The 14,274-nt window shown below is 62.4% G+C and carries 13 protein-coding genes; 7 read left to right on the top strand and 6 right to left on the bottom strand.

Annotated elements, in window-relative coordinates:
• Nucleotides 1-2: 2 nt before the first annotated feature.
• Nucleotides 3-1,175 (bottom strand): acyl-CoA dehydrogenase family protein, encoded by a 1,173-nt coding sequence (locus tag VSX56_RS11470; protein ID WP_350937201.1) that lies wholly within the window; start codon nucleotides 1,173-1,175, stop codon nucleotides 3-5.
• Between the two features lie 40 nt (nucleotides 1,176-1,215).
• Complete coding sequence (locus VSX56_RS11465) at nucleotides 1,216-2,403, bottom strand: CaiB/BaiF CoA transferase family protein (RefSeq protein ID WP_350937198.1); 1,188 nt, start codon at nucleotides 2,401-2,403, stop codon at nucleotides 1,216-1,218.
• A gap of 224 nt (nucleotides 2,404-2,627) precedes the next feature.
• Here VSX56_RS11465 and VSX56_RS11460 point away from each other — a divergent pair, with 224 nt between their 5' ends.
• Entirely contained in the window at nucleotides 2,628-3,527 is a 900-nt protein-coding gene (locus tag VSX56_RS11460; protein ID WP_339115487.1) for a LysR family transcriptional regulator, read from the top strand.
• Here VSX56_RS11460 and VSX56_RS11455 read toward each other — a convergent pair.
• The 3 genes from VSX56_RS11455 to VSX56_RS11445 form a co-directional block, all read right to left on the bottom strand.
• Nucleotides 3,514-5,016, bottom strand: coding sequence for an AMP-binding protein (locus VSX56_RS11455; RefSeq protein ID WP_350937196.1), 1,503 nt, complete (start codon nucleotides 5,014-5,016; stop codon nucleotides 3,514-3,516). The two genes, VSX56_RS11460 and VSX56_RS11455, sit on opposite strands and share 14 nt — an antisense overlap.
• A 111-nt stretch (nucleotides 5,017-5,127) precedes the next feature.
• Nucleotides 5,128-6,453: an NAD(P)/FAD-dependent oxidoreductase gene (locus VSX56_RS11450; protein WP_350937194.1), complete on the bottom strand. Its 1,326-nt coding sequence runs from the start codon at nucleotides 6,451-6,453 to the stop codon at nucleotides 5,128-5,130.
• Between the two features lie 18 nt (nucleotides 6,454-6,471).
• Complete coding sequence (locus tag VSX56_RS11445; protein ID WP_350937192.1) at nucleotides 6,472-7,143, bottom strand: GntR family transcriptional regulator; 672 nt, start codon at nucleotides 7,141-7,143, stop codon at nucleotides 6,472-6,474.
• Between the two features lie 520 nt (nucleotides 7,144-7,663).
• Here VSX56_RS11445 and VSX56_RS11440 point away from each other — a divergent pair.
• On the top strand, nucleotides 7,664-8,563 hold the full coding sequence (locus tag VSX56_RS11440; protein WP_350937190.1) for a nucleoside hydrolase: 900 nt from the start codon (nucleotides 7,664-7,666) through the stop codon (nucleotides 8,561-8,563).
• 51 nt (nucleotides 8,564-8,614) lie between these two features.
• Here VSX56_RS11440 and VSX56_RS11435 read toward each other — a convergent pair whose 3' ends face one another.
• Nucleotides 8,615-9,175, bottom strand: a complete 561-nt coding sequence (locus VSX56_RS11435) for a CGNR zinc finger domain-containing protein (protein ID WP_350937187.1) — start codon at nucleotides 9,173-9,175, stop codon at nucleotides 8,615-8,617.
• A gap of 355 nt (nucleotides 9,176-9,530) precedes the next feature.
• On the opposite strand from VSX56_RS11435, the gene VSX56_RS11430 reads away from it, so the two are divergent.
• The 5 genes from VSX56_RS11430 to VSX56_RS11410 all read left to right on the top strand — a co-directional run bounded on the left by VSX56_RS11430 (nucleotide 9,531) and on the right by VSX56_RS11410 (nucleotide 14,270).
• Nucleotides 9,531-10,724, top strand: a complete 1,194-nt coding sequence (locus VSX56_RS11430; protein ID WP_350937185.1) for an ABC transporter substrate-binding protein — start codon at nucleotides 9,531-9,533, stop codon at nucleotides 10,722-10,724.
• Between the two features lie 117 nt (nucleotides 10,725-10,841).
• A complete protein-coding gene (locus tag VSX56_RS11425; protein ID WP_339115494.1) occupies nucleotides 10,842-11,714 on the top strand; it encodes a branched-chain amino acid ABC transporter permease in 873 nt (290 codons plus the stop codon).
• Nucleotides 11,715-11,724: 10 nt separating this feature from the next.
• Nucleotides 11,725-12,729, top strand: coding sequence for a branched-chain amino acid ABC transporter permease (locus VSX56_RS11420; protein WP_339115495.1), 1,005 nt, complete (start codon nucleotides 11,725-11,727; stop codon nucleotides 12,727-12,729).
• A 7-nt stretch (nucleotides 12,730-12,736) separates the two neighbouring features.
• On the top strand, nucleotides 12,737-13,525 hold the full coding sequence (locus VSX56_RS11415; protein WP_350937182.1) for an ABC transporter ATP-binding protein: 789 nt from the start codon (nucleotides 12,737-12,739) through the stop codon (nucleotides 13,523-13,525).
• Entirely contained in the window at nucleotides 13,518-14,270 is a 753-nt protein-coding gene (locus VSX56_RS11410) for an ABC transporter ATP-binding protein (protein WP_339115497.1), read from the top strand. The genes VSX56_RS11415 and VSX56_RS11410 overlap by 8 nt, the downstream gene beginning before the upstream one ends.
• Nucleotides 14,271-14,274 lie beyond the last annotated feature (4 nt).

Below are 14,274 nucleotides of genomic sequence, written 5' to 3'. Positions count from 1 at the left end.
GCTCATACCCCCAGAATATCGAAGCCTTTTTTGATCACGCCGCGCGCGATCAGCATGCGGTGGATCTCGGAGGTGCCGTCATAGATGCGGGTGACGCGGGCATCGCGATACATCCGTTCGAGCGGCATCTCCTTGGTGAAGCCCATCCCGCCGAAGACCTGAATGGCGCGGTCGACCACGCGGCCCTGCATCTCGGAGGCGGCAACCTTGACCGCCGAAACCTTGGTGCGCACATCGCGGCCCTGATCGATTTCCCAGGCGGTGTTCAGCACCATCATCTTCACGCCGAAGATCTCGGTCGCGCTATCTGCGATCAGCTTCTGGACCATCTGGAAGTCGCCGATGGGCTGGCCGAACTGTTTACGGTCGGCGGCATAGTCGCGCATCAGATCGAGTGCGCGGGTGGCCATTCCCACGGCGCGCGCGCCGATATGGGCCAGCCGGATTTCCTCGACCGAGGTCATGATCAGCTTGAAGCCCTGACCGACCTCGCCCAGCACCGCGTCTTTGGGGATGCGCACATTGTCGAATACCAGTTCCGCATGGCCATAGCCGCGATGGCCCATCATCGGCTGGGTGCGCGAGACCTTGAAGCCCGCGATGCCCTTGTCCACAAGGAAGAGCGTGATGCCGCCGCGGGCGCGCTTGTCCTTATCGGTCAGCGCCATGACGATGACGTAATCGGCGATATCGCCATCCGAGATGAAATGCTTGGTGCCGTTGATCACCCATTCATTGCCCTCGAGCACCGCATTGGTCGAGATCGAGGCCGCATCCGAGCCCGCGCCCGGTTCGGTGATCGCCATGGCGCAGATCTTCTCGCCACGCACGGTGGGCAGGAGGTATTTCTCGCGCTGCTCACCCTTGCACTCGAGAAGCATCGGATAGACCTGACCGAAAACGCGACGGATCAGCGCATCCGAGGTCTTGCCCAGCTCTTCCTCGACAAAGCAATGGTCCACACAGCTCAGGCCGCCACCGCCCACATCCTCGGGCATGTTCATGGCATAAAGGCCGAGCTCCTGTGCTTTGGCCTTGATGACCGCGAGCTTGTCGGCGGGCACGCGGGCGGTTTCCTCGACCTCGGCCTCGAGCGGCTGCACTTCGGTCTCGACGAAGCGGCGCACGGTGTCGACCAGCATACGGGTTTCTTCGGGGATGGAGAAATCGATCATGTTCTTCTTCCGGAGGGGCCGCGCGAGGCGGCGCGTCAAGTCAGGCAGCGCGAACCGCGCCGGTTTCGATCAGGGCCTCGATCTCGTCGGGGCTCAGCCCCAGCTCGGCCAGAACCTCGCGGGTCTGGGCGCCGAGCGGTTGCGGGATCAGGCGGGTTTTGGGGGATTGGCCATCATAGCGGGCCGGATGCATCACCATGGTGATCTCCTCGCCCGAGGCATTTGTGGTGGTTTCAAAAGCGCCCAGATGGGAGAGCTGCGGATCGTCCATCAGGTCGGGATAATCCTGCACCGGCGCGTGCCAGACCTTGGCGGCCTCCAGCATCGGCAACCAATGCGCGGTGGGATGCTGCGCCAGACGCGCACTCACCGCGCAGGTGATCTCCTCGCGCTTGGTGAAACTCTCGTCATCGCCGAATTGCGCGAGCTCGGGCGCCTCGAGCCCTTTGGCCAGCGCCGAAGGGGCCGCCATCGAGATGGCAAGGAAACCATCGGCGGTTGTGTGGATGCCATAGGGGCCGGGGCTGAACCACGAGGCAATCCCCGACGGGCCGCGCGGGCTGTCCGATTGCGCGCCGTTGAGGAAGGCGGTGAGCGATTCACCCTGCAGGTCGATGGCGGCCTGATAGAGGTTCACCTCGACCAGACGGCCCTTGCCGGTTTGTGTGCGGGCATAGAGCGCCGCCAGAATGGACATGGCATAGAGCGAGGCGGCATGTTGATCAACGAGCACGGTGCCCACGGCGGTGGGAGCCCCGTCGGCCTGACCCGTGCGGGCGGCAAGGCCCGAAAGCGCCTGCAATAGCAGATCCTGTCCGGGACGGTCCTTCCACGGGCCGGTGGTGCCGAAGCCCGATGAAACCGCATAGATCAGGCGCGGATTGATCTCGCGCAGGGTCTCGTAGCCGATGCCGAGCTTTTCCATCGTGCCGGGGCGGAAATTCTCCATCACCACATCGGCGGTGGCGGCCAGTTTCTTCACGGCCTCCACACCCGCGGGCGATTTCAGATCGACCACGATCGAGCGTTTGTTCCGCCCCGTGGCCAGATGGTTGACGCTATCGGAGCCCACGAATTTATTGGCCACCGCCCAGTTGCGCTGGAAGGCGCCGCCCGGAGGTTCGATGCAGATCACGTCAGCGCCAAGATCGCCCAGCGTCTGGGCTGCAAGCGGCCCTGCTAGATAGTGATTGAAGCTGAGGACGCGAACGCCTGCCAACAAATCCATACTCTTAATCCTTGATACTCTTGCCCTTTTGTCGGGCCCGATCCACGTCACCGGAGTGCTGAAGGGGGTTGGTGACCATGGGACCACTATCCGGCAGCATCGGGGTTCCGGCAATATCACTATGGATTATTTATTGATGCTCATGGATATTTTAAAATTATTGATGACTCGGAATTTTATGGATAAAATTCGGTCATCTAACCGGTTCCTCCTGAAAGGCTTCCATGAACCTCCGTCAGCTCGAGATTCTGCGTGCCGTGGTGCGCACCCGTTCGACCGTCTCCGCCGCCGAGACATTGGGCATGTCGCAACCCGCCGTCAGTAACGCGGTGAAGGCGATGGAAGGAACGTTGGGCTTTGCGCTGTTCGAGCGCTCGCAGAAGCGGATGAACCCCACGCAGGAGGCGCTGATCCTGCTGGGCGAGGCGGAGCCGCTATTCCGCATGGCCGAGGCGATCAACCAGACGGCGGCGCATCTGAAATCGGGCAAGAAAGGGCGGCTGAGGATCGTGGCGACTTCCGAGCTGTCGGAAACACTCCTGCCGCGGGTGCTCGCGCGGTTCTGGGCCGAGCATCGCGGTGTGGAGATCTCGCTCGAGACGCAGCGGCTCGATGTGATCATGGAAGAGGTCGAGCAGGGCGTTGTCGATATCGGGCTGGCGATGGAGCCGCATCCGCGCAGCACGCTCGATTTCGAGCCGCTGGCCGAAATGGAGATGGTCGTGGCGGTGCACGAGGCCAATCCGCTGGCGCGGCGGATCACGGTCAACCCGCGCGATCTGGAGGATCAGGTGATGATCAATGCGCGCACCTCCAGCCGGATCGCCTCGCTGATCGAGGCGGCCTTCCGCAAGGAGGGTGCGCGGCTGGTGCCCGATATGGATGTGCGCTTCATGAATGTGGCGGGGCATATGGTCGAGGAAGGCTTGGGCATTACGATCATGGATGCGCTGACGGCCACATCCTCGCGCTTCCGGCATCTGCGCGCGGTGGCGCTAGAGCCGCGGGTCAACATTACGCTCTCTGCGATCACCCAGCATAACCGATTGAATTACATAATGATCCAGTCATTCCTGCGCCATGCCAAGGCCGAGATCGCCTCGCGCGGGATCAGGGTTCCATAAGCGCGCGGGCAGCGTTTTCCTGCGCCTGCAGCGCCTTGCGGCGGATCTTGCCGAACCCGTCGCGGGGCAGGGCGTCCTGCTGACGCAGCGTTTTCGGAATGTCGCCCGGCTCCAGATGCGCGCGCAGGAAGGCGCGCACCTCCTCGAGATCCAGCGCATCGGGGCCAGAGACGAGCGCCATCACCGATTGCCCCCAGTCACGATCCTCCACCCCGAAACAGACGGCGTCGTTGATCTGCGGATGGCGCAGGAGGGCGGCCTCGACCCGCTCGGGATGGACCTTATGGCCGCCGGTATTGATCACGTCATCGCGCCGTCCGGACAGGTAGAGATAGCCATCCTTGTCGAGCCATCCGGCATCGCCCACCGAATAGAACCCGTCCTCATCCGCACGCGGTTGCGGCGCATCCTTGCCCAGATAGCGCGAGCGGCCCGAAAGATCATCGGGGCGCATGAAGACCTCGCCCACCTCGTCGGGTCCGAGGAGCGCGCCTTGGGCATCGCGGATACGGATCTGGGTCTCGAAGCCCCGCCCAACCGATCCCACATGCTCCAGCCATTCGGGGCCGGTAATGACGGTCTGTCCGGTATTCTCGCCCGAGCCATACATCTCGTAGACACGCTCGGGGCCAAGAATATCTATCCATGCTTTCTTCAGCCATACAGGGCAGGGGGCCGCCGTGTGGTAGAGCGCATGGAGCGAGGCGAAGCTGGCATTGGCGGTGGGCCAGAGATCGAGCATCCTGACCAGCATGGTGGGCACTGTCAGCAGGAAGCCTACCTTGAACCGGTCGACGGCCGCGATCACCTTTGCCGCGTCGAACCGCTCCATCAGGATGGTGGTGTTGCCCTCGAAGATGCCGTTCTGGGTCCATGTCAGGGGCGCGTTATGCGACATCGCCGCACAGGTCAGCTGCACCTGATCGGTGCGGAACCCGAGCGCCGGCGCCACATCGCCCCAGGTCTTGCCGGGTGCGCGCAGATAGGGCTGGTCATCGGCCATCAGTTTGGGCAGGCCGGTCGAGCCGCCCGACATCAGGATCTTGCCCGGATGCGAGGTGACATTGGGCACGGGATCGGCGCTCTGGGCCGCGGCCCGTGCCTCGAGTGTCGCGCGGTCCAGACAATCGGGATCGGGCGTTTCCTGAATGCACAGCTTGCCCTCGACCCGCGACAGAAGCGCGTCACGCGTCTCGGGGGGCAGGTTCGGGTCGAACCCCATCGTCGTCGCGCCGAGGCGCCAGATCGCCAGCGTCGTGAACAGATGGGCGGGCGAGTTGCGCAGCCCGAAGGCCACCACATCGCGCGGCGTCACGCCCTCTTCCATCAGCACGCGGGCATAGCGGTTGACCTGCGCATCCATCTCGGCCCAGGAGAACCGCGTCTCGCGATCATCGGCCGCGATATAGACCAGTGCCAGCGCCTCGCCACGTGCGGCGGCAAGTTCTGCAAGGCGTTCACCGAAGCTGCGGAGGCTGTCTGTCGTCATGGCGATGGTCCTGGAAATGCAGGGCCCCGAGCGCGCAGGCACATCAGGGGCCGGATGTATAATCGCGGCTAGATGTACCTGCCATCATGGGCTTGTCAAGGAAGGCCGCCCTCAGGCGACCATATCCATCATCCGGTAGAGCTGGGTGACCGAGACGATTCCCATCCGGCGTAGCGGCAATGCGGGCAGCTTCGGTGCGGGACCGTTGGGAACCTCGATCTGCGCCAGATTTCCTTTTTCGGCCATGACCTTGCCCACGAGGGTGCCATAGGAGCTGGCCATCGCCACGCCGCGGCCGCAATAGCCATAGGCCGTCCAGATGTTGGGGCGGGGCTGGTCGATACGGGGCATGAAGTCGCGCGTCATCCCGACCCGTCCGGCCCAGCGATGGCTGATGCCGATGTTTTTCAGCTCGGGATAGATGCGGTGCAGGGAGGCGATGACATGGGCGAAATCGCCATTCTTGCGCGGCCCGTCCAGCAAGCCGCGGGTGCCGAACAGCATCCGCCGGTCGCTTTCCATGTGCCAGTAATGCAGGATGCGGCGGCTGTCGGAGGCCGACTGGCCGTGACGCATGATCCGTGCCGCGATCTCCTCGGGGATCGGGTCGGTGGCGACCATATGGGTGTGGATGGTGGCCAGCTGCGCGCCGCTTTCACGGTCGAGCCCGTTGCCATAGGCATTGGTGGTGATCAGCACCTGTCCGGCCCGGACCACGCCCTGTGCGGTCCGCACCCTTGTGCCGTCCGGACCATGCTCGAGGCCGGTGACAGGGCTGTTTTCATGGAGGATGACGCCAAGGCCCTGCGCCGCACGGGCAAGGCCGCGCGCATAGGCCAGCGGGTTGAGCGCACCACATTCGTGGTCGATCATCGCCCCCATATAGGTCTCGGTGCCCAGATGCTCCGCCGTCTGGGCGCGGTCGAGCATCGCGAGGCCCTTCGTGCCATCGGCCGTCCAGCTCTCGCAACGTTCCCTGGTGCGCGCAAGCCCCGCCGCATTATGGGCGGGCAGGATCCAGCCGTTCTTGCGCAGATCGCATCTGATATCGAAGCGCGCGACCAGATCGAAGACCTGCTGCACGGTCCCGTCGCCGAATGCTGACATCGCGCCACCGCGCTCACGTCCATATTGAGCGATCAACCCCGTGCGGCTGGTCTTGAAGCCGCGGATGACAGAGCCGGAATTGCGCCCCGATCCGCCCCAGCCGACATGGCCCGCCTCGAGAAGGCGCACATCGAGCCCGCGCTCGGCCAGCGCGATCGCAGCCGTCAGCCCGCTATAGCCCGCACCGATCACCGCCACATCGCAACGGACCTCGCCCGCGAGAGGGGCCGCGCCCAGTGCGGGTTCCTGCGCGACATCGCCCCAATAGGCTGGAAACTTGACGCTGCAATCCGGCCGGTTTGCGGGCTGCGGGGTGGAAGGGGAAGACATTCGATACCTCGGTGCCGGTCAGGCCTTGGGAGTTGGGGTGATTTCGTGCAACCGCAGGGTGGTTGCATAATGGAAGTCGAGCTCGGCCTTGGCGGTGGCGCCATCGCGACGGGCGAGTGCTGCAAAGATCCGCTGGTGGTCGGCAAGGGCTGCAGCCGGACCGTTATCGCGTTCGAGCTCGTTCGAACGGATCAGACGGACCCTGTCGAGCACGCGGCGGGTCTCGGCGACGAGCATGCTATTTTGCGAAAGCTCCGCGATCAGCATGTGGAAATCGGCATCGAGTGCACTGAATTCGGCGCGTGAACTGCTGGCGAGGGCTCCCGATTGCCGGTCCAGAACATGGGCGATCCGGTCAAGGTCCTCGTCGCGCGCGGATTTCACCAGCCGGTCGACTGCCAGATGTTCGAGCGCCGCCCTGATCCGGTAGGTCACCTCGACCTCGTCATAGCTGTAGTTGCGCACGGCATATTTGCGCCCCACGCGCTCGACCAGCCCTTCGCTCTCGAGCCGTTTGAGCGCATCCCGTGCCGGAACCCGGCTCGCGCCGAACCATGTTGCGACATCCTCCTCGCGCAGGGGATCGCCCATCCGGAACTCATGGCTGATGAGCCGCGCCTTCAGCCCTTCATAGATTTCCGATCCGCGCGTCTGTGGTTGATGTTTTTCGGGCTGGGTCTGGGGAGTCATGAAAACCTCTTTTGGTTTCAGTATACCTAGTTGGAAAAGGCGTTCCATATCCGATTTTCACGAATATAAAAATTTACATAGTATTTGCAATGTTATCCGAATTTTAAGCGTTATATTTGTGCTGTGCCTGTCTTTTGCGCGTGTTGTGCGGGGTTGGTTATGCGCTGTGTTGGTCATTTCGGTATACATTATTGCAACTATAACCCGTGTCCGAGCGGGAGCGAAGCCGCAGGGTTGTCTCCGAAGGCCCCGTGATGCCGTGCGGCCAGTCGACGACCCGCGGCGGATGCGCAGGCCTGTTGCTCCTGTCGATACGGGGGCGAACAGATGGGCGCTTGCCGGTAACGTGCTGCAGAACACCGTAGACTTCGGTGCGTGGCGGGCCTGCGCTCCCGCTCACCGGTCTCCAGAGGGCCCGTTTTTCGCGCCGCGATTTCCAAGAGCCGCGGTATCGCCTAGACTATGTGCTGGATGATGGACAGCGGGCTTCGGCCCGACATGCTGGATGTGGATTGAAGACATGAAGATGATTATCGATACGGACCCGGGCGTTGATGACGCGATGGCGATCCTTTACGCCGCTGCGCACCCCGGGATCGAGTTGCTGGGGCTGACAACGGTCTTTGGCAATGTGACGGTCGAGCAGGCCACCCGCAACGCGCTGCATCTGGTCGAGCGGGCGGGCCTCGATATACCGGTGGCGCAGGGGGCCTTCAAGCCGTTGGTGAACGGGCCGATCGAGCCCAGTCAGCATGTGCACGGGCCGGAAGGGTTTGGCGATATTACCGATATCACCGTGTCGCGCAAAGCGATCTCCGAGAGCGCGCCGGAGTTTCTGGTCAGGATGGCGCGCGAATATCGTGGCGAGCTGGTCCTGTGCCCTGTCGGGCCGATCACCAATATCGCCCATGCGATCGCGCTCGATCCCGGTTTTGCCGGCAATCTGGCGGAGATCGTGTTCATGGGCGGGGCACTCGATGTGCCGGGCAATGTCTCGCCCGTGGCCGAGGCCAATACCTATCACGATCCCCATGCGCTGGATGTCGTGGTGCAGAGCGGCGCGAAGATCCGCATGGTCGGGCTGGATGTGACCAATAAGGTGCTGCTCGATGCCGCTGATTTCGCGGCGCTCGAAGGGATCAACCCCACCCACGGGGCCTTCCTGCGCGAGATGAGCCATTTCTATCTGGAGTTCTACAAATCCCGTGGCCAGATCGGATGCGGGCTTCATGATCCGTTGACATTGATGTCGGCGGTGATGCCGGATCTTCTGGGGCTGACAGTGACACCTCTGGCGGTGACGCTGGAGGGGCCCGAGGCAGGCGCTACGCGGCGTGGGGCAGGGCGTCCGCCGATCGAGGTGGCCACCAGTTGTAATCCCGATCAGGTCAAGGATCTGTTCTTCGCGCCCTTCCGCTAGGACGTGTCGCGCCACCTTCCGGGGTGGCGCGCTTATTCGGTGGCGGCCTTGTCAGGAGGTCGCACGGTTGCGATAGCGGGCCGAATGGATACGGTTGCCGCAGGTCTTGCTGTTGCAATAGAGCCGCTTGCCATTGCGGGTCGTATCCAGAAACAGCCGGTTGCAATCATGGCCTTCGCAGGTGCGCAGCCGTCCCCATTCCCCTATGATGATGAGGCGCGACAGTGCGTAGGTGGTGATCGCCTTGATATGGTCGATATAGCTCGCATCCTCCAGCGTATAATGGAAATGCGGGGTCGGATCCTCGGGGTGGGTCACGATCTGCGGGATCGCCGAGGCAGAGAAGAACAGTTCGTTGAGCATATCCATGCGCGGTTGCAGCTCTGGGGTACGGATGATTTCATTGAGCCGCTGGCGCAGATTGCGCATGGCCAGTAGCTCGGCCTGTGAGCCATCGGGCTGATAGAAGATTTGTAGCGCGCGCCCCATTCTCAGCAGCGACTCGCTATCGGGCAGCCCTTCCTGCCCGCCGCGTTCGGGCAACGAATTGACCAGCGCGACGGCCATTTCTGCCGATGGCTGGGTATCAGTACCAAAAAGCATCTTGCTCATTTTGCGGGCTTCCCTCTCTGGAGCGGGGTGGTATCGCCCCATAAATCAGCAAAAGATATTTAGTCAATGAATAAAACACTTCTGATCAATCCGGCGCAAGCTGAAAAATTTCCTTGTTTTAAAGACTAAAAATCGCATGAAAAATAGATATTGTCGGATTTTCTCCAGCAATTCGTCAGTTTCAAAACTATTGACAGACCTGTTTATGCTTCTGCTTACTTGTCCTGCATCGTGCTTTATTCGCCTGATGTTACCCATAAAATTATGAAGCGGATGACAATTTACTGATCCAAAAATCAATTTGCACATGGTTGTCATAGTCCCGCCCATGTCCCAACAGGAGCAAGCAAACAAGATGTCCCACATTTCTTTGCCGATACTCACGCGACACAGTTCCACAGCTTCGGCCCGCGCGGCGCTTGGCGCTGTCATGGTGGTCTGGGCAACGGGTCAGGCGTTCGCCGCCGATACCGACACGATCCATATCGCCTCGAGCGCCCCCCTGACCGGACCGGCCGCGGCCTACGGGATCGAAACGATGAACGGGCTGCATCTGGCCATCGACGAGATCAACAAGGCGGGCGGGATCGGTGGCAAGCAGATCGAGCTGACCGAGCTGGATGACCAATGCGATCCCACACAGGCGGCCACGGCGGCCAATCGTATCATCTCGGACCGCTCCATCGTGGCGGTGGTAGGCAATGTCTGCAGCTCGGCGACGCTGGCACAGATGCCGATCTTCGGACGGGTCAAGCTACCGGTCATTGCCGCGACCGCCAGCTCACCTGCCCTGTCGAAAAAGGGCTTCGCCAATTTCGCGCGCATCATTCCCAATGACGATCTGCAAGGCGCGGGCAGTGTCGAGCTCGGCACCGATGTGCTGGGATACAAGAAGCTCGCCGTGCTCTATCCCAGCGATGATTACGGACAGGTCTTGCTTGATATCGCTAAGGATACGGCGGCCAAAACGGGCGGCGAGATCGTGGCCTCCGAGACCTATGTCTCGGGCTCGACCAATGACTTCTCCTCGCTGCTGGCCAATGTCGCGGCCGCCAAACCCGATGCCCTGTTTCTTGCGGGCTATTATGCCGATATGGGTGCTGCGGTCAGCCAGTCTGTGCGGGCCTTTGGCGGCGAGAAGATCCCGCTTCTGGCCAATGCCCAGACACAGGTGCCCGAATATGTCGATCTGGCAGGCAAGGCCGCAGAGGGCACCTGGGTGACCAATGTCTATGATGTCCACAATCCCAGCCCGCAGAACCAAGCCTTTGTGAGCGCCTATGAAGCGACTTTCGATGCTACGCCCGGTGTTCAGGCGGCGGCCGGTTATGACAATATCTATGTGCTCAAACAGGCGATCGAGGATAATGGTGGCGAGACCTCCGATCTGATGCCGGCAATTCTCGCCTCGAAATATGACGGTGCGATGGGCCCGATCCGTTTCGACGAGACGGGCGACAATACCGGTGGCGCGCTCGTTGTGCTGCAGCTCAAGAACGGGTCGTGGGATTTCGATGAGACCCGCACCGAAGAGCTTCACGCCGACTGACGCCCGATATGCGCGGGTGCCGTCCCGCGCATCTTCTCCAGTTTCCCCAATCGGGCCGCTTCCGGCCAGCGGCTTTGCCATGCGCGATGGACGCGCATCCCAGAGAGGTGTTTTCCGATGCAATTCCTTGCAACCCAGATGCTGAACGGTCTGACCGCCGGTGTCGTCTATGCGATGCTCGCGGTGGGCTATTCGCTGGTCTACGGCATTCTGCAGCAGATCAATTTCGCCCATGGCTATGTCTATATGTTCGGCACCTTCGTGACCGCCTCGCTGATTGCGGGGGGCGCGCCCTTGTGGCTGGCAATCGTGGCTGGGCTCCTGACGGGGGCGGTAATGGCCATTGCCATCGAGCGCTTCGCCTACCGGCCCGTGCGCGGCAACCGCATGGCGCCCACGGTTACGGCCGTGGGGATCGGGCTCATCATCGAGAATGTCGCCCAGTTGATCTGGTCCTCGCGCATCCGCCCGATGCCCTTCCCGATGCAGGATGACATCTTCCATCTCGGTCCCGTGGTGCTGAGCCCGCTGCAGCTGGTCGTCGCAGTGGTCGGGCTGGCCATGGCCGGGCTCTTGTGGTTCCTCACGACCAAAACCGATCTGGGTCGCGCCATGCGCGCGGTGAAGGATGATCTGGCGACCGCCGAGCTGATGGGGGTGCCGGTCGATCGGGTGGTGGTCACCGTCTATGTGGTGGGCGCGATCTTCGGCGTGGTGGGCGGTATTCTCTATGGCGCCTATTACAACACCCTCTCCATCACGATGGGCTTTACCGGCACACTCAATGCCTTCACCGCCACGGTGATCGGCGGCATCGGGAGCGTCTGGGGGGCCTTTGCGGGCGGGCTGTTGCTGGGCGTCGTGCAGGCGATGGTCACGGGCTATGTCAGCTCGGCGCTCCTCAATACTGTCACCTTTTCGCTGCTGATCCTGTTCCTGCTCCTGCGTCCCACGGGGATCGCGGGTGTGCAGATCGCGCAACGTCCCTGAGGAGGCCATCATGAGCAATGTGTCGAATATGGAAAATACGGGAGCAATCGGGCAGGGGAGGAGTCTGCCCTGGCCCAGGGGCCGCATCGCGCTGGTCGCGGGCTGGGTGATCGGGCTTGCCATCGTGCTGGCGATCCCGCTGCTCGGGCTCTCGCCCATCTGGCAGGCGGCCGCGCTTCTGACGGTGATCTATGTGCCCGCAGCGGTGGGCCAGAACCTGATCATCGGCAATGCGGGGCTTCTGGCGATGGGTCAGGCGGCCTTTGTGGGCGTGGGCGCCTACGCTTCCTCGGTGCTGGCGGTGCGTTATAACCTTGATGCCTCGATCACCATTCTGGCGGCGATCGTCATTTCGGGCGGGGTCGGTGCGCTGGTGGGCTTTCCGGCGCTACGGATCAGCGGTGACTATCTCTTCATTGTCTCGCTGGGTTTCAACCTGATCGTCATCGACGTGATCTTGCAATGGGGCAGCGTCACGGGCGGGGCCACGGGGCTGACCGGCGTGCCGACCATGCGCCTCTTCGGCTATGATCTGGGGATCGGCCCGGCCTTCTATTTCGGGACGGTGGGGATCGTGCTTCTGAGCCTGCTGGCCACGCAGCGGATCGTCTCGAGCCGTTTCGGCCTGACGATGGAGGCGATCCGCGATGACGAGCTGGCCGCCGCCTCGGTGGGCATCAACACTGCTGCGCCCAAGATCTGTTTCTTCGCCATAGGCTCGGCACTTGCGGGGCTCTCGGGGGCGCTTCTGGGCTATAATCTGGGCTATGTCGGCTTCAAGAGCTTTGACGTTTCGGCGAGTCTGCTGATCTTCCAGATGGCGGTGATCGGCGGGCTCGGGCGCATCAGCGGCTCGATCCTGGGGGTGTGCATCATCATCCTTGTGCCCGAAGTGCTGCGTCCCTTGCAGGAATATCGCCAGCTTCTGGCGGGGCTCTTCATCGTGATCCTCATGGCCACCCGCCCCGAAGGGCTGCTGGGCAAGACCAAGATCACCAATCTGATCAAGAAATGAGGCAGTGATGTTTGATACTACTCCCACAGACACTCCTGCGCTGAGCGTCTCCGGCCTCTCGCTGTCCTATGGCGGGGTGAAGGCGCTCGAGGATGTGAGCGTGACGGTGCCCGAAGGCCGCATCATCGGGTTGATCGGACCGAACGGCTCGGGGAAATCGTCTTTTATCAACGTGATTTCAGGGGCCTATCAGGGCCCCTATGAGGGTGAGGTGCGGATCGGCGGGCGCGAGATGCGCGGCATCCCCGCCAATCGCCGCGCCAAGGCGGGGCTGGGGCGCATCTTTCAGGGGATCCGGCTCTTCGATACACTGACGATCGAGCAGAATATCCTGCTGGGCGGCCATATCCATTACGGTTCGGGCTTTGCCGGCAGCATCCTGCGCACCCCGCAGGCACGGCGCGAACTGGCCCGCCAGCGCGAGCGCGCCTACGAGATCATGGCGCTTTTCGGGGACCGGCTCTTGCCACGCGCGGGCCAGCAGGTTCTGTCACTCTCCTACGCCAATCGCCGGCGGGTCGAGATCGCGCGAGCGCTGATGTCGGCGCCCGAACTTCTCCTGCTCGATGAGCCGATGGCGGGGATGAATCCGCATGAGACCGAGGAGCTGACCGACCAGCTGCGTGCGCTCAATGACACCCGAAAAATCTCGATGCTCCTCGTCGAGCACAAGATGCAGGTGATCAGCGAGCTCTGCGACAGCACCTATGTGCTCAGCAGCGGCAAGATCATCACCCATGGGCCGGTGGCCCGGATCCAAGCAGATGAACGCGTGGTGGAGGCATTCCTTGGCTAATTTCCAGACTGCAGAGGCCGTCTCGGACGTGCCGCTACTCGAGCTTGACAATGTCAGCGTGAATTATGGCCGCTTCCGCGCGCTGAGCAATGTCGGCTACCGCATCTATCCCGGTCAGATCGTGGCGCTTCTGGGGGGCAATGCCTCCGGAAAATCCACCTCCATGAAAACTATCTCGGGCACCACCGATGTGACCGAGGGGCGCATCCTGTGGAAGGGCGAGGCGGTGACCGCCGATAAGACCCCAAAACGTATGTCACGCGGGATCGGCGTTGTGCCCGAGGGCCGGCGGATGTTCGCCTCGCTCACCGTGCTGGAAAACCTCCAGTTGGGTGCATGGGCGGGCGCAAAACGCGGCGCCTCGACCCGCGATATCGAGAAGGTGGTCGAGCTGTTTCCGCCGCTTGCCAAGCTCCTGCACCGCCCCTCGGGAGTGCTCTCGGGCGGCGAGCAGCAGATGGTGGCTTTCGGGCGCGCGCTGATCCGCAACCCCGAGCTGGTGATCATGGACGAGCCCTCCATGGGGCTGGCGCCCGCGCTGGTCAAACGTGTCTTCGAGATTATCGAGGAGATCCGTGCCCGCGGAGTAGCGGTCTTTATCGTCGAACAGAATGCCCGTGCGGCGCTGAAGGTCGCCGATTACGCCTATGTGCTGGCCGCAGGAAATGTCGTGCTGGAAGGCGCCCCTTCGGTCGTGGCGGATGCCCCGATGATGACCGAAGCCTATCTTGGAAAACGGAGTTAAGCCT

Origin of the sequence: Thioclava kandeliae, from assembly GCF_040297545.1 — a bacterium.
GTDB lineage: Bacteria > Pseudomonadota > Alphaproteobacteria > Rhodobacterales > Rhodobacteraceae > Thioclava > Thioclava kandeliae.
This window is presented reverse-complemented; position numbering and strand designations above follow the sequence as displayed.